General features: G+C 65.6%; 17 protein-coding genes. 12 read left to right on the top strand and 5 right to left on the bottom strand.

Annotated features, from left to right (window positions below; genetic code table 11):
* The 3 genes from GD1_RS03810 (at position 1) to GD1_RS03800 (ending at position 3,004) form a co-directional block, all read left to right on the top strand.
* Positions 1-660 (top strand): TetR/AcrR family transcriptional regulator, encoded by a 660-nt coding sequence (locus tag GD1_RS03810; protein WP_059035759.1) that lies wholly within the window; start codon positions 1-3, stop codon positions 658-660.
* 92 nt (positions 661-752) lie between these two features.
* Positions 753-1,973, top strand: a complete 1,221-nt coding sequence (locus GD1_RS03805; RefSeq protein ID WP_059035757.1) for an acyl-CoA dehydrogenase family protein — start codon at positions 753-755, stop codon at positions 1,971-1,973.
* Complete coding sequence (locus tag GD1_RS03800; RefSeq protein ID WP_059035755.1) at positions 1,970-3,004, top strand: phosphotransferase family protein; 1,035 nt, start codon at positions 1,970-1,972, stop codon at positions 3,002-3,004. Before GD1_RS03805 ends, GD1_RS03800 begins: the two co-directional genes overlap by 4 nt.
* 42 nt (positions 3,005-3,046) lie before the next feature.
* On the opposite strand, the gene GD1_RS03795 is transcribed toward GD1_RS03800, so the two are convergent.
* Both GD1_RS03795 and GD1_RS03790 read right to left on the bottom strand, forming a co-directional pair.
* The gene (locus tag GD1_RS03795; RefSeq protein WP_020790042.1) at positions 3,047-3,748 is read right to left on the bottom strand and encodes a histidine phosphatase family protein; all 702 of its coding nucleotides are present in this window, start codon (positions 3,746-3,748) and stop codon (positions 3,047-3,049) included.
* A 128-nt stretch (positions 3,749-3,876) separates the two neighbouring features.
* Complete coding sequence (locus GD1_RS03790) at positions 3,877-5,208, bottom strand: L-serine ammonia-lyase (protein ID WP_157079371.1); 1,332 nt, start codon at positions 5,206-5,208, stop codon at positions 3,877-3,879.
* A gap of 225 nt (positions 5,209-5,433) precedes the next feature.
* Here GD1_RS03790 and GD1_RS03785 point away from each other — a divergent pair, with 225 nt between their 5' ends.
* From GD1_RS03785 to GD1_RS03765, 5 genes are read left to right on the top strand one after another with little or no spacing between them, the layout of a single operon-like run.
* Positions 5,434-6,837, top strand: a complete 1,404-nt coding sequence (locus GD1_RS03785) for a purine-cytosine permease family protein (RefSeq protein ID WP_059035752.1) — start codon at positions 5,434-5,436, stop codon at positions 6,835-6,837.
* A 13-nt stretch (positions 6,838-6,850) separates the two neighbouring features.
* The gene (locus GD1_RS03780) at positions 6,851-7,342 is read left to right on the top strand and encodes a RidA family protein (protein ID WP_020790040.1); all 492 of its coding nucleotides are present in this window, start codon (positions 6,851-6,853) and stop codon (positions 7,340-7,342) included.
* Positions 7,343-7,350: 8 nt separating this feature from the next.
* Complete coding sequence (locus GD1_RS03775; protein WP_083533840.1) at positions 7,351-8,862, top strand: 4-hydroxyphenylacetate 3-hydroxylase N-terminal domain-containing protein; 1,512 nt, start codon at positions 7,351-7,353, stop codon at positions 8,860-8,862.
* The gene (locus GD1_RS03770) at positions 8,862-9,443 is read left to right on the top strand and encodes a flavin reductase family protein (protein ID WP_059035747.1); all 582 of its coding nucleotides are present in this window, start codon (positions 8,862-8,864) and stop codon (positions 9,441-9,443) included. The genes GD1_RS03775 and GD1_RS03770 overlap by 1 nt, the downstream gene beginning before the upstream one ends.
* Positions 9,440-10,210 (top strand): cyclase family protein, encoded by a 771-nt coding sequence (locus GD1_RS03765; RefSeq protein ID WP_083533839.1) that lies wholly within the window; start codon positions 9,440-9,442, stop codon positions 10,208-10,210. The genes GD1_RS03770 and GD1_RS03765 overlap by 4 nt, the downstream gene beginning before the upstream one ends.
* A 52-nt stretch (positions 10,211-10,262) precedes the next feature.
* On the opposite strand, the gene GD1_RS03760 is transcribed toward GD1_RS03765, so the two are convergent.
* Positions 10,263-11,060 (bottom strand): helix-turn-helix domain-containing protein, encoded by a 798-nt coding sequence (locus GD1_RS03760; RefSeq protein WP_373855232.1) that lies wholly within the window; start codon positions 11,058-11,060, stop codon positions 10,263-10,265.
* Between the two features lie 117 nt (positions 11,061-11,177).
* Between GD1_RS03760 and GD1_RS25725 the strand changes: the two genes are divergently transcribed.
* The 3 genes from GD1_RS25725 (at position 11,178) to GD1_RS03745 (ending at position 13,483) form a co-directional block, all read left to right on the top strand.
* On the top strand, positions 11,178-11,750 hold the full coding sequence (locus GD1_RS25725) for a VOC family protein (protein ID WP_369127638.1): 573 nt from the start codon (positions 11,178-11,180) through the stop codon (positions 11,748-11,750).
* Entirely contained in the window at positions 11,747-12,937 is a 1,191-nt protein-coding gene (locus GD1_RS03750) for a M20 metallopeptidase family protein (protein WP_162128743.1), read from the top strand. The genes GD1_RS25725 and GD1_RS03750 overlap by 4 nt, the downstream gene beginning before the upstream one ends.
* Positions 12,938-13,069: 132 nt before the next feature.
* Entirely contained in the window at positions 13,070-13,483 is a 414-nt protein-coding gene (locus tag GD1_RS03745; RefSeq protein ID WP_059035742.1) for a VOC family protein, read from the top strand.
* On the opposite strand, the gene GD1_RS03740 is transcribed toward GD1_RS03745, so the two are convergent.
* A complete protein-coding gene (locus GD1_RS03740) occupies positions 13,472-14,497 on the bottom strand; it encodes a sigma-70 family RNA polymerase sigma factor (protein WP_059035740.1) in 1,026 nt (341 codons plus the stop codon). The two genes, GD1_RS03745 and GD1_RS03740, sit on opposite strands and share 12 nt — an antisense overlap.
* A 376-nt stretch (positions 14,498-14,873) precedes the next feature.
* On the opposite strand from GD1_RS03740, the gene GD1_RS03735 reads away from it, so the two are divergent.
* Positions 14,874-16,196 carry an ROK family transcriptional regulator gene (locus GD1_RS03735; RefSeq protein ID WP_053776322.1) on the top strand — a complete coding sequence of 441 codons (1,323 nt, stop codon included), beginning with the start codon at positions 14,874-14,876 and terminating at the stop codon, positions 16,194-16,196.
* A 275-nt stretch (positions 16,197-16,471) separates the two neighbouring features.
* Here GD1_RS03735 and GD1_RS03730 read toward each other — a convergent pair whose 3' ends face one another.
* Entirely contained in the window at positions 16,472-18,478 is a 2,007-nt protein-coding gene (locus GD1_RS03730; RefSeq protein ID WP_059035738.1) for an acetoacetate--CoA ligase, read from the bottom strand.
* Positions 18,479-18,491 lie beyond the last annotated feature (13 nt).

Raw genomic sequence — 18,491 nt, 5'->3', positions numbered from 1 at the left:
ATGAGTGGCGGAGTCGAGCAGACGCAGGTGGAGTCCGCGGACACCCCCGAGGGCACCGAGGACGGCTGGCGGGACTACGGGGTCGAGGAGCTTCCCGTGCCACTCGCGGCTGCGCTCGCGGCGTTCGCCGAGCACGGCTATCACGGCACCTCGGTGCGTGAGATCGCCGCGCGGGCCAATCTCTCGGTACCCGGTCTCTACCACCACTACCCGTCCAAGCAGTCGCTGCTGCAGGGCCTGCTCGAACGCACCATGACCGATCTGCTCGCCCGCTCGGAGAAGGCCATCGAGGAGGCCGGCCCGGAGCCGATCAACCGTTTCGATGCCGTCGTCGAGTCGCTGTTGCGGTTCCACATGTACCGCCGTGAACAGGCGTTCGTCGGGTCCACCGAGATCCGCAGCCTCGACGACGACTACCGCCCCACCTACATCGGCTACCGCGATCGCCAGCAGCGGATGGTCGACGAGATCGTGTTCGCCGGGGTCGGGGAGGGTGTCTTCGCCACCGAGTACCCCAAGGATGCCGCCCGTGCGGTGGCGACCATGTGTGTCGGTGTGTCCACCTGGTTCAAGCTCGACGGCGAACTCGGTGCCGACGAGCTCATCCGCCGCAATCTGCAGCTCGCGCGGTCCATCGTGGGATACCGCCCGCAGTCGTGAGGGGTTGACCCACGCGGACGAGCCTGGCAGTCTGACTCCGACAGAACGAGCGATCGGTCGGTACGCTGATCGTGTGCCCTGAGGAGGAATGCATGGCCATCGACCTGCGGTACGGCCCGGACGTGGTCGACGTCGTCGAGAAGACGACCCGCTTTGTCCGCGAGTACGTGTTGCCGATCGAAGATCGCTTCGGCGGCGACATCACCGCCGCCGGCGGCGACGAACTGCGGCGCGAGATGAATGCCAAGGCCCGCGCCGAGGGCATCCTCGCCCCGCACGCGCCGGTCGAGTTCGGCGGACTCGGACTCGACATGTCCGACCGTGTCCCGGTGTTCGAGGCGGCCGGATACTCGACGTTCGGGCCGGTGGCCCTGCACATCGGCGCTCCCGACGAGGGCAATGTGCACATGCTCGCCCACATCGCCGACGACCGGCAGCGCGAGCTCTACCTCGGTCCGCTGGCCACCGCCGAGGTCCGATCGGGCTTCGCGATGACCGAACCGGCCCCGGGTGCGGGCGCCGACCCCAATGCGCTGCGGACGCAGGCCACCAAGGTCGACGGCGGCTGGAAGATCAACGGCATCAAGCACCTGATCACCGGTGCCGAGGGTGCCGGGTTCTTCATCATCATGGCCCGCACCGCCGGTGCCCCCGGCGACCGTGGCGGCGCCACGATGTTCCTGGCCCCGGCCGACACCCCGGGTATCGAGGTGGGCCGGCATGTCCCCACCATCGACCGGTCGATGATCGGTGGTCACTGCGAGGTGCTGTTCACCGACGTGTTCGTCCCCGACGAGGACGTCCTCGGTGAGGTCGACGAGGGCTACCGCTATGCCCAGGTGCGCCTCGGTCCGGCCCGCATGACCCACGTGATGCGCTGGCTCGGCGCGGCCACCCGCTGCCACGACGTCGCCCTCGACTATGTCTCGCGCCGTGAGGGTTTCGGTGGCCGGCTCGGTGATCTCGGCATGATCCAGCAGATGGTCGCCGACAACGAGATCGACCTCGCCGCCACGCGGTCCCTGCTCGTCAAGGCCTGCTTCGAGCTCGACCAGGGCAGTCATGCCTCCATCGAGACGTCGATCGCCAAGACCTTTGCGGCCGAGGCATTCTGCCGGGTGGCCGACCGGTCGATGCAGATGTGCGGCGGACTCGGTGTGTCCGACGACCTGCCGATCGCCCGACTGCAGCGGGAACTGCGCCCGTTCCGGGTCTACGACGGGCCCTCCGAGGTGCATCGCTGGTCCATCGCCCGTCGGTCGATCGGGCGCGCCCGCAAGGCTGCCGCGGCAGCAGAGGCGGGCCAGGCATGAGCGACACCGGGACCGGGATCGACCCGCTCAGCGTCCTCGACCCCGTCGTTCTGCGGAAGTTCTTGGTGGACAACGGTGTCGCGGTTGCCGGTGACCTCCAGATCAGCCTGATCAGCGGCGGCAAGTCCAATCTGACGTTCACCGTCACCGACGGGGTCACCCGCTGGATCGCGCGCCGCCCGCCGACCGGTGGACTGACGCCGTCGGCCCACGACATGGCACGCGAGTGGGCGGTGACCAGCGCGCTCGGCGGTACGGGCGTACCGGTCGCGCCGACGGTCGCCTTCGATGTGGAGGGTGAGGTCCTCGGGGCGCCGTGCACCGTCGTCGAATTCGTCGACGGGCGGGTGATCCGTACCCGTGCCGATCTCGATGAGCTCTCCGACGCCGAGGTCGACCGCAATCTCGACGGCCTCGTCTCGACCCTGGCGGCCCTGCACGCGGTGGACTACGAGGCGGTCGGGCTCGGCGAATTCGGCCGTCCGGCAGGGTTTGCCGCCCGCCAGGTGAAGCTGTGGGCGCGGCAGTGGGGGATCGTCAAGTCCCGCGAGCTGCCCGACGTGGACAAGCTCGTCGGGCTGCTGTCCGAGCGGGTGCCGGCGGACGCCCGCAACACCATCGTGCACGGCGACTACCGGGTGGACAACACGATCCTGTCCGCAGACGACCCGGGAAAGGTTGCGGCCGTGGTCGACTGGGAGATGGCCACCCTGGGCGACCCGATCACCGACGTCGCCCTGATGTGTGTGTACCGGGAGCCGGTGTTCGATGCGGTCGTCGGATTCGACGCCGCGTGGACCTCTCCGCGCTACCCGTCGGCCGACGACATCGCCCAGCGCTATGTGACCGCCACCGGAAACGAGCTGGGGGACTGGGACTTCTACCTGGCCCTGGCGAACCTGAAGCTCGGCGTGATCGCCGAGGGCATCGCCCACCGGGCGCGTGCCGGGGCGTCGTCGGGCGCCGGCGCGGAGAAGGCCGACCAGGCGACCGGTGAGTTCATCGCCGCCGGTCTACGCCGGCTGGCCTGACCGGCCGCAATCCCACGAGATCATCGCGAGGGCGTGTTGCCGTCACCGGAAAGTGGCGACACCGCCCTCGCGGTCGTCGAGGTGGGCGTGCTCGTTGAACGACACCACCGACACCCCACGACGTCCGACGATCAGCTTGGTGACCGAGGCGTTGACCATCGCGCGTGACACCGCGGGCCACTGCCGTCCGGGAACGTCCCACAGGGCGGCGATCCACTGACTGATCACGCCCGCCGACGACACCACCAGCACCGTCTGACCACTGCCGGCCTGCTCGGTGGCGGTCTGCGCGGCCGCGCCCACCCGGTCGCGGAATCCCGCGTAGCTCTCGCCGCCGCTGCCCGCGGTCGGCACGGTGTCGTCGAGGTCGATCCACGCCCCGAGTGCGGCATCGAGACGCTGCTGATAGTTGCGGCCGTCGGCGTACTCGGCGGCGCTGGCCTCACCGACGAGCGCGGGCAGGGCGTACTCGTTCCACCGCGGGTCGATCAGGGGTGCCGGTGTGGAGTCGAAGGCCGACAGGACTCCGGCGAGCGTGTCGCGCTGACGCGGGAGATCGCCGCAGAACGCCGAGGTGATCTCCCCGGTCCGGGCGGCGAGCAACTGCCCGGTCAGCTTGGCCTGCAGCACCCCGGTGGGCGTGAGGCCGCCGATCTCACCGGACGCGCTCTGCGATGCGGCATCGACGATGCCGTACGCCTTGGGATCGGCCTGACCGTGCCGGACGAGATAGATCACACCCATGACTGCAGCCTAGTGCTTCTCATGTGAGTCCCAAAATACTTGGGGGGCTGGAGCAGTGCACCAAGGTCGGCCCTGGGCGGTTCGAGATTCGGGTTGATCGCCGCCGACATTTCCGAATACTGCAGCTGTCAACAGACCGGGACGTTCACGGCGAGCCCACCGAGTGCGGTCTCCTTGTACTTGGAATGCATGTCTTCTCCGACCTGGGCCATGGTCCGGATTGCCGTGTCCAGGGATACGTGATGGTGGCGTGGTCCCTCGTACAGGCTCAGCGTGGCCGCCTGCACGGCGGTCACCGCAGCGATCGCATTGCGCTCGATACAGGGAATCTGAACGAGCCCTCCAACGGGATCGCAGGTCAGCCCCAGGTGGTGTTCGATGCCCATCTCGGCGGCGGCCCCCACCTGCTGAGGTGACCCGCCCATTGCCGCGCACAGGGCGCCGGCCGCCATCGCACAGGCGGTCCCCACCTCACCCTGGCAGCCCACCTCGGCTCCGGAGATCGAAGCACCGGTCTTGACGATGCCGCCGATCGCCGTGGCGGTCAACAACATCTCGGCAACGCCCTCGGGTGATGCACCTGCGGTACGTGTGTAGTGGTCGATCACTGCAGGCAGGATGCCTGCAGCACCATTGGTCGGTGCCGTCACCACGCGGTTGCCGGCCGCATTCTCCTCGTTGACCGCCAGCGCGGAGAGTTGGATGCGGATCAGGTCGGCTGCGGTCCCGGTCTCCCGCGCTTGCAGGGCAGTGGCGAGATCTGGGGCACGGCGCCGTAGTCCCAAACCGCCAGGAAGCGAGTTGGTCTGGCGTTCCTTGCCTCTGGCGATGCAGTCGCTCATCGCCGACCAGATGGCAGCGGCATCGAGATCTGGTCGATTGCCCAGTCCGATCTCGTTGCGCCTGACCACCTCGGCGATGCTCCACCCTGTGCGCCGGCAGACGCCGACCAGTTCGTCGAAGCTTGCGTACTCGATGTGGACTCGACTGGGCTGAACCGGTTCCCGGCCCGTCTCGACGATGAAGCCCCCACCTGTCGAGAGGTAGCAGCGCGCCACCAGTGGTATGTCGTCGCCGTCGAGGGCGATCACCTCCATTGCGTTGGGATGAGCGGCGCTCCGGTCCTGCGGGGCGAGGACGATATCCAGCGAACTCAGTGCGACACGTCGTCGGCCGATGGTGATGAACGGGTTGGCGTCCGATGGCTGCCAGAGACCGTGAACCCGCTGTGGATCGCAATCATGTGGTTGCCAGCCAAGCAGTCCTGCGACGACTGCGTCGGGTGTGCCGTGCCCGATTCCGGTCGCCCCGAGCGCGCCGAGGAGTCTGACCCGGATGCGACTCACTCGGTGTATCGACGACCGCAGCAGGGGGTCTCGGGTGAAGGCGCGAGCAGCACGCATCGGCCCCACCGTGTGGCTGCTGGATGGACCGATACCGATTGTGAACAACTGGTTCATCGGCACATATGACGGCACTGTTTCTCCCGCACTAACTGAAGTATTCCGCACAGGCGCTATCGTGCCTGCTCTGCGCCGTGGGTCGCAACCCGGGCCGCACCAGCATGTTTCGTGGATGTTTCGTTCCGGAAAACAGAGACGGCGCGGTATTGCACTCTTACCGCACAGCGATAAGTTTGCCGTACAACTTCCTCATGCTTCCCCTCTCGACCCCCGGAGATCCGTATGACACAAACCAACTCGCCGCTGATCGAGGAGCTGACGATTCAGCCCGTGCCGGCCGACAAGCGCACGGGCAGTGCGCGCCACCTGTTCGCAGTCTGGTTCGGCGTCCAGGTCATGCCGCTGACCCTGGTCACCGGCGTCCTGGGGCCGACGGTTTTCGGACTCGGCGCAGCAGCATCGATCGTCGCCATCGTCGTCGGTAACCTCATCGGCGCCGTCTTCATGGCCCTTCACTCGGTGCAGGGGGCCAAACTGGGTGTTCCTCAGATGATTCAGGCGCGTGGACAATTCGGGATGTACGGCTCCCTCTTGGTCCTGGTGGTCGTCATCCTCATGTATCTGGGATTCCTGGCCTCGATCATCGTTCTGGCCCGAGATACGTTGGTTGCTCTCGCCCCTGGCCTCGATCCGACACTCGCCCTGGTGATCACGACTGTGGTGGCCCTGGTCGCGGTGGTCTTCGGATATGAACTGATTCACCGACTCAACCGAATCTTGCTGGTGCTCTTCGCGATAGCCGTCGCGCTCGTCGCCGTCTATGTCCTCAGGGCGGCAGGTTCGGACACGACGGGCACCGTCGCCCAGTCATTCGACCTCATCGGCTTCGTCGGTATGGCCTCGATCGCAGCTGTGTGGCAGATCGCCTATGCCCCATATGTATCGGACTACTCTCGCTATCTTCCTGAAGAGACACCCGCGCGCACCGCATTCGGCTACACCTTCTTCGGTTCGATTCTCGGTGCGATTCCGATGATGGCGCTCGGTGCACTCCTGGTCACCGCTGCTGGTGGAGACGGAACCATCGGACAGTTGGTCGACATCATGCCGGGCCCGGTGTCGGCGTTCGTACTGGCGATGTTGTTCCTCGGCGCCATCGACGCCGCCGTCATCAATCTCTATGGTCCGGCCTTGTGCACGTTGACTTTCATTCAGACATTCCGTCCGACCTGGTCGCCCGGAGCGGCGGCACGTAACACCGTCGCCACGATCACCGCGGGTATCGCTTTTGTCGTCGCGCTGTTCTTTGCGGACAACTTCTTGGTCAACTACTCGAGCTTCATCCACTTCCTGATGTGTCTGCTCATCCCGTGGAGCGTGGTCAACCTCGTCGACTACTACCTGATTTCGAAGGGGCACTACGACGTTGCCTCCTTCAGTGATGCCAATGCCGGATACGGAAAGTACAACATCCCCGCGCTGGTCACATATGTCGTCGGGTTCGTGGTGCAGATGCCCTTCATGTCGGGGGCGTTCTACACGGGATGGATCTCGGCGGCAATGGATGGTGTCGACATTTCCTGGCTTGTCGGATCCATCGTCAGCTTCGCGCTCTACCTGGCACTCGTTCGAGCCCGCAGTACCTCGCGTGTCGAGGCCGTGGCATCACCTTCCACGGTCTTCTGAAAGGAGAACCATCATGCAGATCACACCCGCCACCGATTCCCCGGCGCTCGATCACATCATCGGGGACGGAGCCGACCGCCAGCGTTTGATGAACAGCACGTGGACGCACCATATCCCCACACCGTTCGCGCAGGGGTGGCGAGTGGGAAATCTCGTTGTCACCGGAGGCCAGCTATCGGCCGACATGCACGGAAACGTCGTCGGTGAGGGGGACATCGAGGTACAGACCCGAAATGTGTTCGAGTCACTCACCTCCATTCTCACCGAGGCCGGGGCGACCTGGAGCGACGTCATCAAACTCAACACCTACTACTGCTTCGAGGGTTCCGGCGACGAGGTTCAGCAGAACTGGGAGACCATGACGCGCGTTCGGATGGAGTATCTCCCGGACGACGGTCCTGCGGGGACCGGAGTCCGCGTCGCCGGGCTCATGTACGACGGCTTCCTGATCGAGGTGGAAGCCATCGCCGTCATCACCCGAACCACTCCTGATACCGAAAGCTGAGGCAGATCATGACAATCAGTACCACCTCTATGGCCCTTGACGATGCCGCTGCGCACCGGCTCCGCATCCACAAGGTGACCGAACAACTGAACGCGACCGGCGGTCACCTGCTCTCCGGGGACGCCTACAAGGCATCTCTGCGCGACGGACGTCGTGTCATCAGCTCTCAGGGCGAGGACATCGCTGATGTGACCACGCATCCCGACCTGCGCGCGGTCAACACCCTCGCCGCCATCCAAGACGCCCAGTTCGATCCCGCCACGCGGGATGTGCTCACATATGTCGGCGAGGACGGTGGCCGACGTGCCATCGGCTGGCAGGTCCCACGCACCCGTGAGGATCTGATGGCCAAGCGTGAGGCCACTCGGTTCATCACCGGTCAGACCATGGGAATGTACGGTCGACCCAATGACTATGGCGCAATGATGGCATTGGGATTCCTGTCCACCATCGATCGTATCGAGGCCGAGAACCCCGAGTTCGCCCAACATGTCCGTGATTTCGTGGATCTATCCGGAGACCACAATCTCCTGAGCACGGACTTGATCGCCGATCCTCAGTCGGACAAGAGGATTCCTCGAGACAAACGCCCGTCTCAGCTGCGAATCGTCGAGGATCGACCCGATGGCATCGTGGTCTCGGGAGCGAAGGTCGCCGGCAGCATTGGGTCGCTGGCACACTTCTTCACGCTGTCGACGACACTCGGCGGAGGCGTCGGACCGGAGGCGGCGATCTGGGCAGCGATTCCGGTCAACTCTCCTGGTCTGACCCTGATCCTGCGAGAGCCGACCGCCAAGATGAACGCTCCACGCAGTGACCATCCGCTCGATCATGCCGGGGAGGAGCTCGACCAGACCATCATCTTCGACAACGTCTTCATCCCGCGGGAGTACGTCTTCAGCAAGTACAACCTTGATCTGTTGACGTTGTACTATGAGTCCTGCGCCTACTCGCTCTGGTCTGTGATGACCCGGTTGGCTTTCCGTGCGGAGATGTTCACCGGTGTCGCGCAGGTGATCACGGAGATCCTGGGTACGGACAAGATCCCCGGTGTCCAGGCGGCTGTCGCAGATATCACCCTCTACGCGCAGACACTGAAGGCCTACTCGCTTGCCACCATCCACGAGTCGGTCGAATGGTGTGGGTTGCAGGTGCCGAACCCTGAACTGACCACGGCCGGGCGCCTGTACTCCATCGAGAACTACCCGCGGATCACCTATCAACTGCGTGACCTGTGTGGTCAGGCATTGATCGCGCGATGGCCCGAGAAGGTATGGGATCACCCAGAATTCGGTGATCGAATGGCCGAGTTCTTCCCAGGAACCGGAGTCAGCGCCCGAGACAAGAACACCTTCTTCAACTTCGTCTGGGACTTGGTGGCGGGGGCGCATGCCGGACGTGTCGGTCTCTTCGAGAACGTCAATGCCACACCGCCGGCCTTCGTACGGCAACTCGTCTACTCGAAGACCGACCGATCGGCCGCTGCTCGACGTGTCCGTGACTACGTGGGGATCGAGTGATGACCCAGATGGTCCCCGACAAGCGAAATGCGCTCTTGTGGCAGGGGACCGGGCCGGTCTCCGATTCTGTGGCCGCCGAGGATTTCCGCGCATCGATGCGCAAGCTCGCCTGTGGGGTCGTGGTGGTGACAACGTTGACCGACGGGCGCCCATGGGGAGTCACGCTCAGCTCGGTGTCGTCCTTTTCCGCTGATCCGGCAAGAATCTCTTTGTCTGTTGGGAAGAACACTGCGACTGCGCAATTCATCGTCGAGCAGGAGAAGTTCGGGGTCGCGATCCTGTCTGCGGAGGACGAGGCGCTTGCCAGGTCGCTCGCCGCTCCTGGGCAACCGAAGTTCATTCCGGACGAACAGCTCGATCGACCGAGCGCAGAGTTGGGCGTGCCGGTGATCGCGCAAGCGCTCTACAACCTCGAGTGTCGCGTGGCCTACATCGTGGAGGCGATAGATCACCTGCTCGTCATCGCCGACGTGATCACCGCCCGGATCGGCGCGGGGGCCACCGGGGTCGGACCGTTGACCTTCTACGACAGCACATTCGGTTCATTCACTGCCGCTCATTCGAAAGGTAACCTCACATGACCACCACCGAACGCAGTCAGGTTCCCGCGCTGGGGGCGCAACTCCTCGATGGGAGACCGACGATTGTGGATCTCACCCGACCGATCTATGAAGGGATGCCGATGTGGTTCGGCCATCAACGCACCTTCACTCCGGTCAACCAGACTCACGAGCAGTTCAAGGAAATGTACGGTACGGCGGACGGATTCTATGCTCGGAATCTGGTCATCAGTGAGCATGCCGGAACCCATACCGATGCCACGATCGAGTACGACCCCGCCGGATGCACGATCGACAACACGCCGTTGAGTTACTACTACGGTTCGGCGGTTTGCTTGGATCTGTCACATGTTCAGTTCCAGAGTCCTGACGACGATCACCTCGGGTATGCGGATGTCGCCGCCATCAAGCGCGCAGAAGACAAGCTTGCCGAAGCCGGGCAAGAGATTCGCCCGGGGGACATTGTTCTTGCCTGGTTTGACTACGGTGACCGCTGGTTTCCGCAGCGTAAGTACATCGATGAGAATCCGGGATTCTCTTGGGAGGGTGCGGAATACCTCGCGCAGAAGGGGGTGGTGAATATCGGTACGGACTGTAATGCGATCGACAACAGTCTCGACAACACTTTTTCCGGTCATATGGTGTGTAAGAAGTATGGAATTGTCAACACGGAACATCTGACCAATCTGGGGCAGCTGATCAACAAGCGCTTCGACTATTTTGGCCTACCCCTGAACCTCGTCGGAGGCACCGGATCGCCGATCCGCGCTGTCGCGGTGATTGATTGACCGTGGGACCTGGTCGCAGGCAGAGGATCGCCCGACGACACGGTGGACGACATCAGAAAGTGGGTGGAGTGTTCACCCACACTATGCGGGCCGTCGTCGGGCTTCGATTGAAGTAGCTGTGAGGCCGAGTGCTGGTGAAGGTCATCGAGTCGCCGGTACGGAGTTCGATGGTCTCGACTCCGTCGAGCGTCAGCTCGATCTCGCCCTCGATGACAGTCAGGAACTCTTCACCTGCATGGGTCATCGGCTCGCCGCTACCGAACCCTGGTCGTACCGTGACCATTTGGGATTGGAGTACCGTCGAGGACTCGTAGAGATTCTCGATGATGACGCCTTCGGCCCCAAGTGGTAGTCGCTTGCGGCAATCGGCCCGTACCACCGCGCTCTCCTCGGCGGCAGGAACGCCGAGGAGGTCCGGGGTCGTTGTTCCCAGAGCGTGCGCGATCTGGGTGATTCGTCCGATGCTCGGCTTACTCTGGCCTCGTTCGAAGGAACTGAGCGCTGATGGGCTCATCCCGATCTCACGTGAGAGTTCACGCAGGCTCATGTGCTGACGCTGCCGCAGCGCCTTGGCCCGGGCGCCGAGTACCGGGTTCGCATCGTTGTCGGAATCGGCTGGTTCTGCTGGATGATCGGGATCGGCTCCCAATGCCTGACGGACACCTACCGCTGTCATCGACTTCGAGTCGAAGAGACGTCGGATGCGTTCGAGGCGACGCACGTCGGCGACAGTGAAAAGTCGCTGCCCGGTGGGCGTCCGGTGAGGGCTGATCAGTCTCTCGCTTTCCCACAGCCGAATACGCGACGGCGAGACACCGACCAGTTGAGCGACCTGGCCGATCTTGAGCATTGCTGATGTCTCGCCGTTGCCGTCCGGGCTCGGCGACCGGGATTCAACAGACATGTACTCAGCAAACCTCTCACGAAAGGAGAAAGCACGTTGGCCGCTGTAGATCATATCGTTCTGGTGGCCGAGGACCTCGATCGAGGTGAACGCGTCCTCGCCGATCGGCTCGGCCGGCGCTTCGTCGGTGGCGGTGTCCATCTGGGTGTCGGCACCCGGAATCGGATCATGCCGTTGGGTAACTCGTTTTTGGAACTGGTCACCGTAGAGGACGAATCCCAGGCGGCCACGCATCCATTCGGGCGGCTTGTGGCGGCAGCTCTGGCGCATCGCCGAGCATTGGCTGCGTGGGTCGTGTTGGGGACCGCTGCCGGCGAAGCCTCCGTCGAGCTGCGGCGCGAGGGAGCGGCGGTCTGGTTGGTCGGGTGTGATCGGTCCATCATGCGCCCAGACATGCCGTTCACGCTGGAACGGCCACCCGGGCAGGAGTTCCCAGGAGGGAACGGGGCGCCCTTGTTGAGATCGATCGAGATCAGCGGCCCGGTGTCGCGTATCGGAGGGCCTGCCCCCGACCACGCCGCAGACACCCCGACCATCTGTCGGCAAGCCGGCCCGCCTGGGCTGATCGCGGTCACCATCATGTCGGGATACGGACCACCGGTCCGTATCGACAATTCGGTATGGGAGCAGATGTGAAGGACGCTGAACTGATTGCGCTGCGTCACGAGTTGCACCGGGTGCCGGAGGTCGGAATGGATCTCCCTGTCACTCAGGGCATTCTTGTGAAGCACTTGCGGGACGGAGGTCTTGAGGTTCGATGTGGGGCGGCGATGACCTCGGTCACCGCGATCGTGCGCGGCGGTGCAGTCGACCGCACACGGCTCGACCAGGTACCTACCGTGCTGGTCCGTTCAGACATGGACGCGCTGCCCATTCAGGAGGAGACCGGCCTGGAATGGGCGGCCACCAACGGGGCGATGCATGCGTGTGGACATGACGTGCACATGGCAGTCGTCGTCGCGGCCGCCATGTCCACCTATGCGAACCGAGACGAACTGAAGGGTGACGTCATCTTCTTCTTCCAGCCCGGAGAAGAAGGCCACGGGGGTGCGCAACGTGCCTTGGCGGAAGGGCTGCTCGACGCTGCTGGTGCCAGGCCCCGTGCTGCCCTCGGGCTACATGTGCTGTCGCATCTCCTGTCCCAGGGGGAGATGGCCTCGCGTCCGGGCGCGGTGCTATCGGGGTCGACCCTCGTCGACATCGTTGTCACCGGTCGGGGAGGCCACGGATCGGCGCCGCATCTCGCGGCCAGTCCGCTGACCGCCGCCGCCGAGATGGTGGGAGCGACGACCGCCGCCGCCGCACACGCTGTGTCGATGTTCGAGCCTTCGACCGTCACATTCGGCGCCCTCCAGGCAGGCGAGGCGCGCAACGTCATCCCCGACAGAGCCGAGTTGTCAGGAGTCATTCGGGCGTTCTCCGAGGCGACAACGAAGACGCTCGAAGGTGTCGTGCGGCGAACCGTCACCGGGATCGCCGCTGCTCACGATGTGACGGTGGAGATCGAACTGCGTCGGGACACGCTTCCGACGATCAGTGACCCGGGCGAATTCGATGCACTGCTCGCGATCGCCGACAAGTACGGCCGTCAGGTCACACGACTGTCTGAACCGGTGAGTATCTCGGAGGACTTCTCCTGGATCCTGAACGAGGTCCCAGGGGTATTCCTGCTGGTCGGTGCCCGAACCTCGGACGAACCGAACCTCCCGTCGAATCACTCGTCGCGAGCGACCTTTTCCGACGTTGTGTTGTCTCCGACGGCCGAGCTGGTGACCAACTGGGTGCGTGAGCGTCTGGAAGGATTTGCCGCCTCGCTCGCATAACGTCACCGACCACCGTGTGCGGCGGCCGTCTCCAGATCGCAGAGGCGGCTGCACCGATGAATTCCACGGCCCTCGTTGGTCATACCCGTGGCGCCCGGGGTGGCCGAGTCCCGCGGGCCGAGGAGGTATGTCGTGTCGCCGACACTGTTCGTCAATCTGGCGGTTGCCGAGATATCGCGTACCCGTGGCTTTTTCGAAGGGCTCGGGTTCGTCTTCGACGAGATGTTCAGCGATGGCTCCACCCTGTGCATGCCGGTCACGCCGAACGCCGTGGTGATGATGCACCGGAGTCACCGGTTCGCGGGATACTCGGCAGGTCCGGTACCCGATCCCGCCGTCGGCCGGGAGACGGTGCTCGCGATCTCGGTGCCCGCGCGCAGCGACGTGGACCGGCGCCTCGACGCGGCGCTGCACTGCGGTGCCACCGTCCTGCGGCCGCCCACCGACCTCGGCTTCCTCTATGCCCGCACGTTCTGCGACCTCGACGGCCACGCCTGGGAGGTGGTGTGGACCGATCCGCGCCGCCCGGCCACGTCAGCCTGCTGAGACCTCGTACGGCACGGCCGGCAGACCGAAGCGGGCGAACTCCGCCTCGAGGTCGTCGCCGAAGAAGGCGACGACGTGGGCGACCTTGCCGGATGGATCGAGGTCGAGGACCTGCAACTGGAACGGGCGATGCACGTCGTCGGGGCCGCGCATGTACAGGCCGAAGGCGGGCTGCCCGTTTGCGGTGGCCGGCAGCAGGATCTGGTCGCCGGCCTTCTCGGCGGGGCAGTTACCCCGGATGAGGGTCGCGATCGACTCGGCCCCCTGATACCACCCGGTGAACGGCGGCATCTCCCAGATCGAGGAGTCGGTGAACATCGCTGCGATCGCGTCCACGTCGTAGCGTTCGAACGCCGAGACATAGCGTGCGAGCAGGTCGCGCGTCGCCGGATCGTCGATGGTGACCGGGGCGTCGGGGTCGGGCCGGTCCGCGCGGAGCTGTTCTCGGGCGCGCTGCAGCAGACTGTTGACCGCCGCGGTGGTGATGCCGATCGCGTCGGCCACCTCGGCGGCCCTCCACTGCAACACATCCCGCAGGATCAGGACGGCACGCTGCCGCTCCGGGAGGTGCTGTAGTGCGGCGATGAAGGCGAGCCGGATCGATTCCCGGGCACCCACCACATATGCCGGGTCGGCGTCGTCGCCCGGGGCGACCTCGTCGACGGTGCCCGCATACGGCTGCAGCCACGGCACCTCGTGGTCTTGCAGCAGCGTGTCGGTGGGGTCGAAGGCGTTGCCGCCCAGCCCCGACGGCAGGGGCCGGCGCCGCGATCCGTCGAGTGCGGTGAGGCAGGTGTTGGTGGCGATCTTGTGCAGCCAGGTCCGGACCGAGGCGCGGTGATCGAACTTCGGATACCCCCGCCAGGCGCGCAGGTAGGTCTCCTGGGTGAGGTCCTCGGCGTCGTGATGCGACCCCGTCATGCGATAGCAGTGGGCGATGATCTCGCGTCGAAAAGGCTCGGTGACCTCCAGGAACTCGCTCTCCGAAGGGCTCGTCTCGGTGCTCGTGGACATGTGATCCAGGCTACGTCGGGCCACCGACACCGGTCGGGGTGTGACGAAGTCACCTCGCTGTCCGGGTTGCCATGCGGTGACGCACGTTGTTAGCTTGACACCCATGCACGCGAACGAGCAGACCCGCATCCCGGAGGTGACCTATATGATCACCGCCCTGGGCTGTCGCCTGCCGTTCGCTCGTGTCCTCTGTTGTTGTCGAATGCGCTGACCAGCCGCTCTCGAGGTGCGTCCATCGTCGGACGCCGTGCGGCTGCTGTTTCTCCGATCCGCCCCGAAACAACGAACTCGCCGCAGAGTGTCGCCCCACCGGTCGCCGACGACCGGTGTCGGATGCCGACAACCGCCTGCGGTCCACTCCGTGAGGACACGAAACATGACTGCCACCATCGATCACCGCAGCACCGCCACCGTTCCGGCCCCGGCCCGACCGGCACCGCCACGGATCTCCCGTCCCCGCCCCACCGGCAGCCGGGTCAGCTCACCCCGAACGACCCGCACCCAGGGAGGCCGGCCGATTCACGTCGCGACCCCGCAGCTCGAACTCTCCACCAAGCCGGCGGCGCTGGTCCTGCGCACCGCCCGGCTCTCGGGCCCGCTGTTCCGGGACGAGGCCGCCGAACTCACCGGTCTGTCCATCTCCACCGTCAACCGCCAGGTCGGCACCTTGCTCAAGGCCGGGCTGCTGCGTGAGCGCGCCGACCTCGCCCCGGCCGGCGCCATCGGCCGTCCGCGTCTGCCGTTCGAGCTGAACGTTGCCGACTACCTGACCCTCGGCATCCACATCGGCTTCAAGGTCACCTCGATCACCACCCACGACCTGCTGCACCGCGTCGTCGGCGCCATCCAGATCCCCACCCCGGTCGCCGAGTCGCCGGAGCAGACACTCACCGCGATCGGCGACAGTGCGCGCCGCTTCCTCGGCCGCTGGAACAACCGCCGCATCCTGTGGGCCGGCGTCGCCGTGGGTGGCCGCGTCGCCTCCGGTGGCTTCGTCGACCACCCCCGTCTGGGCTGGACCAACGCGCCGGTCGGGCGGATCATCGCCGAGTCGGTGGGCCTGCCGGTGTCGGTGGCCTCGCATGTCGAGGCGATGGCCGCCGCCGAGCTCGTGGTGAACCCGGGCACGGTCACCGACGACGATTCGCAGCGCGCGAGCTTCCTCTACTTCTACGCCCGTGAGATGGTCGGTATCGCCTTCAGCGTCGACGGCACCGTGCACACCCCGGCTGCCGGTCCGCCGGTGATCGGGCACTTCCCGGCGGCGGGCACCACCTTGCTCGACCCCAATCGCACCGGTCGGCTCGAGCCCGCGGTGAGCGACACCGGCGTCGTCGAGGCGGCGCAGTCGCTGAATCTTCCGGTGGAGGATGTCGACGGGGTGATCGCGCTCGCCCGTGCCGGTGATCCGACCGCGCAGGCGCTGCTCGAGGAGCGCGCCGAGGTCCTCGGCCGGACCGTCGCCCTGATCGCCGACATCTTCAATCCCGATCACGTCATCCTGGGCGGTCAGGCGTTCACCGACTACCCGTCCACCCTCCCGGCCGTGGCAGCGGCCATCCGGGGAACCTCGGTGGTTGCCAATCGTGATGTGCGCGTGTCACATTCGGGTGCCTCTGTCCAGCAGCAGGCAGCCGGTGCGGTCTCGCTGGACGCGGTCTACAGCGACCCCATCGCAGCACTCGCCGCGACGGAGTGACCGACTCGATCCCCGTTCTCCGGACGGTGGGTCGGGTGCGTCCGTCGTCGTCGGCTCTTCTTCTTCCTTCCGCTCCTCCTCCCGAAAGTAGGGGAAGGTGACTTCCCCTACTTTCGTGGCCTTCCCCGGGTTTCAACCAGGGAAGGGTGGCGAAACTAGGGGAGGAACAGCCTTCCCCTGGTTTCGGGAGGCGGGTGCGGGTGCGGGTGCGGGTGTGTTGTCGTTCGGGTCGTCGGCGACTTTCCCGTATTTTCGTGGCCTTCCTCGGGTTTCAACTAGGGGAGGGTGGCGAAACCAGGGGAAGAACAACCTTCCCCTGGTTTCGGGGAGGGGGCGAACCGTTCGAAGTGCTGGAGGGCGGCGGGGTCGTCGACGGTGTCGGCGCCGACGACCTCACTCATGGCCGCTCCCTGGATGATCCGTTTCACCGGGATCTCGAGCTTCTTGCCCGTGCGGGTGTGGGGGATCGCGGGGACCGCGATGATCTCGTCCGGGACGTGGCGCGGGGATGCGTTGGTGCGCAACGCCTCGACGATCCGCCCTCGCAGCGCGTCATCGAGGACATACCCCTCGGCGACCACGACGAACAGCGGCATCCAGTACCGGCCGTCGTCGAGTTCGGCTCCGATGACGAGGGATTCGCCGATCTCGGGGAACGGGTCGACGACGGCGTAGATGTCGGCGCTGCCCAGCCGCACGCCCTGCCGGTTCAGGGTGGCGTCCGAGCGTCCGGACACCACGACCGAACCCCTGCCGGTGATGGTGATCCAGTCACCGTGGCGCCACACTCCCGGATAGGTGTCGAAGTAGGCGTTCCGGTATCGCCGGCCATCCGGGTCGTTCCAGAAGGCGACGGGCATCGACGGCATGGGGGATGCGATGACGAGCTCGCCGACCTCGTCGACCACATTCTCGCCCAACTGGTTCCAGGCCTGCAGATCGACGCCGAGCAGCGGCGCGGAGATCTCGCCGGGCCACACCGGGGTGGTGGGGGCGCTGCCCGCGAACCCGCTGACCACATCGGTGCCACCGGTGGTGGAGGTGAGCTGGATGTGCGGGCCGACATTGTCGTGGACCCACCGGTATGCATGTGCCGGCAGAGGCGCACCGGTGGACCCGATCGACCGCAACGCCGACAGGTCGACGTCGACATCCGTTCGGACACCGGCAGTTTCGGACGCGGCGAGATAGCCGGGGCTCACTCCGAGGACGGTCACCCGGTGCTCGGCGGCGATCTCCCACAGCCGCGACGGCGCCGGATGGCCGGGCGCGCCGTCGTAGAGGACGACGGTGGCGCCGGTGAGCAGTCCGGACGCGACGAGATTCCACATCATCCAGTTGGTCGTGGTGAACCAGAAGAACCGGTCGCCGGGCCCGAGGTCGTTGTGCAGGCCGAGCAGCCTCGCGTGGTCGAGGGTGACGCCACCGTGCGAGTGCATGATCCCCTTGGGGACACCTGTGGTGCCGGAGGAGAACAGCACCCACAGGGGTTCGTTGAACTCGACCCGCTCGAAGACGGGCTCGGCCGGGGTCGAGATCACCTCGTCCCACAACCCCACGGGCACAGTCTGATCGGGAAGGCCGCCGGAGTGGACCCGGGGGACGTGCAGGACCGCGCGCAGCCGGGGCATCGACGCCGCGAGCGCGGTGGTCTGGTCCCGGCGATCGTGGGTCCTGCCGTTCCAGCGGTACCCGTCGGCGGCGATCAGGACGACCGGATCGAGCTGCCCCAATCGTGCTGTGGCACCGTCGGAACCGTAGTCCTGACCGCATGCCGACCAGATCGCGCCGAGTCCGGTGGTGGCCAGCATGCCGACGAGTGCGGCCGGCGAGTTCGGCAGGTAGCCGACCACCCGATCCCCTGGCCCGACCCCTTGCTCGCGCAGCCACCGCTGCACCGCACCGACCATGCCGCGCAGTTGCTCCCACGACACCGCCGTGGTGGTCCCGCCCTCGTCGACCGCGACCACCGCGGTGCCCTCGCCCCGGTGCCGGAGCATGTTCTCGGCATAGTTGACACGTGCACCCGGGAACCAGCGTGCACCCGGCATGACCGGATCCGGCAGGACGTCGGCCGGTATCCCGTCGACGAGGATGTCGAAATGGTCGACCACGGCAGACCAGAAGTCCTTCGGATGATCGACCGACCATCGCCACAGGTCGGGATATGACGGAAACCGTTGTCCGGTCGACGTTTCCACCCGTTCGGTGAAGGCGTGGAGCCGGGTGGCGGGGAGGGCGTCCGGGTCGGGCTGCCAGATCGGGTGGGGTGAGGAACTCATGGCGGTGTCCTTG

The sequence above is a fragment of the Gordonia desulfuricans NBRC 100010 genome, assembly GCF_001485495.1.
GTDB lineage: Bacteria > Actinomycetota > Actinomycetes > Mycobacteriales > Mycobacteriaceae > Gordonia > Gordonia desulfuricans.
Note: the sequence above shows the minus strand (reverse complement) of the source record. Positions and strands in the feature narration are given on the sequence as shown.

Coding starts and splice junctions, on each gene's coding strand:
- GD1_RS03810 (WP_059035759.1), top strand. CDS start 1: ATGAGTGGCGGAGTCGAGCAGACGCAGGTGGAGTCCGCGGACACCCCC.
- GD1_RS03805 (WP_059035757.1), top strand. CDS start 753: ATGGCCATCGACCTGCGGTACGGCCCGGACGTGGTCGACGTCGTCGAG.
- GD1_RS03800 (WP_059035755.1), top strand. CDS start 1,970: ATGAGCGACACCGGGACCGGGATCGACCCGCTCAGCGTCCTCGACCCC.
- GD1_RS03795 (WP_020790042.1), bottom strand. CDS start 3,748: ATGGGTGTGATCTATCTCGTCCGGCACGGTCAGGCCGATCCCAAGGCG.
- GD1_RS03790 (WP_157079371.1), bottom strand. CDS start 5,208: ATGAACCAGTTGTTCACAATCGGTATCGGTCCATCCAGCAGCCACACG.
- GD1_RS03785 (WP_059035752.1), top strand. CDS start 5,434: ATGACACAAACCAACTCGCCGCTGATCGAGGAGCTGACGATTCAGCCC.
- GD1_RS03780 (WP_020790040.1), top strand. CDS start 6,851: ATGCAGATCACACCCGCCACCGATTCCCCGGCGCTCGATCACATCATC.
- GD1_RS03775 (WP_083533840.1), top strand. CDS start 7,351: ATGACAATCAGTACCACCTCTATGGCCCTTGACGATGCCGCTGCGCAC.
- GD1_RS03770 (WP_059035747.1), top strand. CDS start 8,862: ATGACCCAGATGGTCCCCGACAAGCGAAATGCGCTCTTGTGGCAGGGG.
- GD1_RS03765 (WP_083533839.1), top strand. CDS start 9,440: ATGACCACCACCGAACGCAGTCAGGTTCCCGCGCTGGGGGCGCAACTC.
- GD1_RS03760 (WP_373855232.1), bottom strand. CDS start 11,060: ATGCTCAAGATCGGCCAGGTCGCTCAACTGGTCGGTGTCTCGCCGTCG.
- GD1_RS03740 (WP_059035740.1), bottom strand. CDS start 14,497: ATGTCCACGAGCACCGAGACGAGCCCTTCGGAGAGCGAGTTCCTGGAG.
- GD1_RS03735 (WP_053776322.1), top strand. CDS start 14,874: ATGACTGCCACCATCGATCACCGCAGCACCGCCACCGTTCCGGCCCCG.
- GD1_RS03730 (WP_059035738.1), bottom strand. CDS start 18,478: ATGAGTTCCTCACCCCACCCGATCTGGCAGCCCGACCCGGACGCCCTC.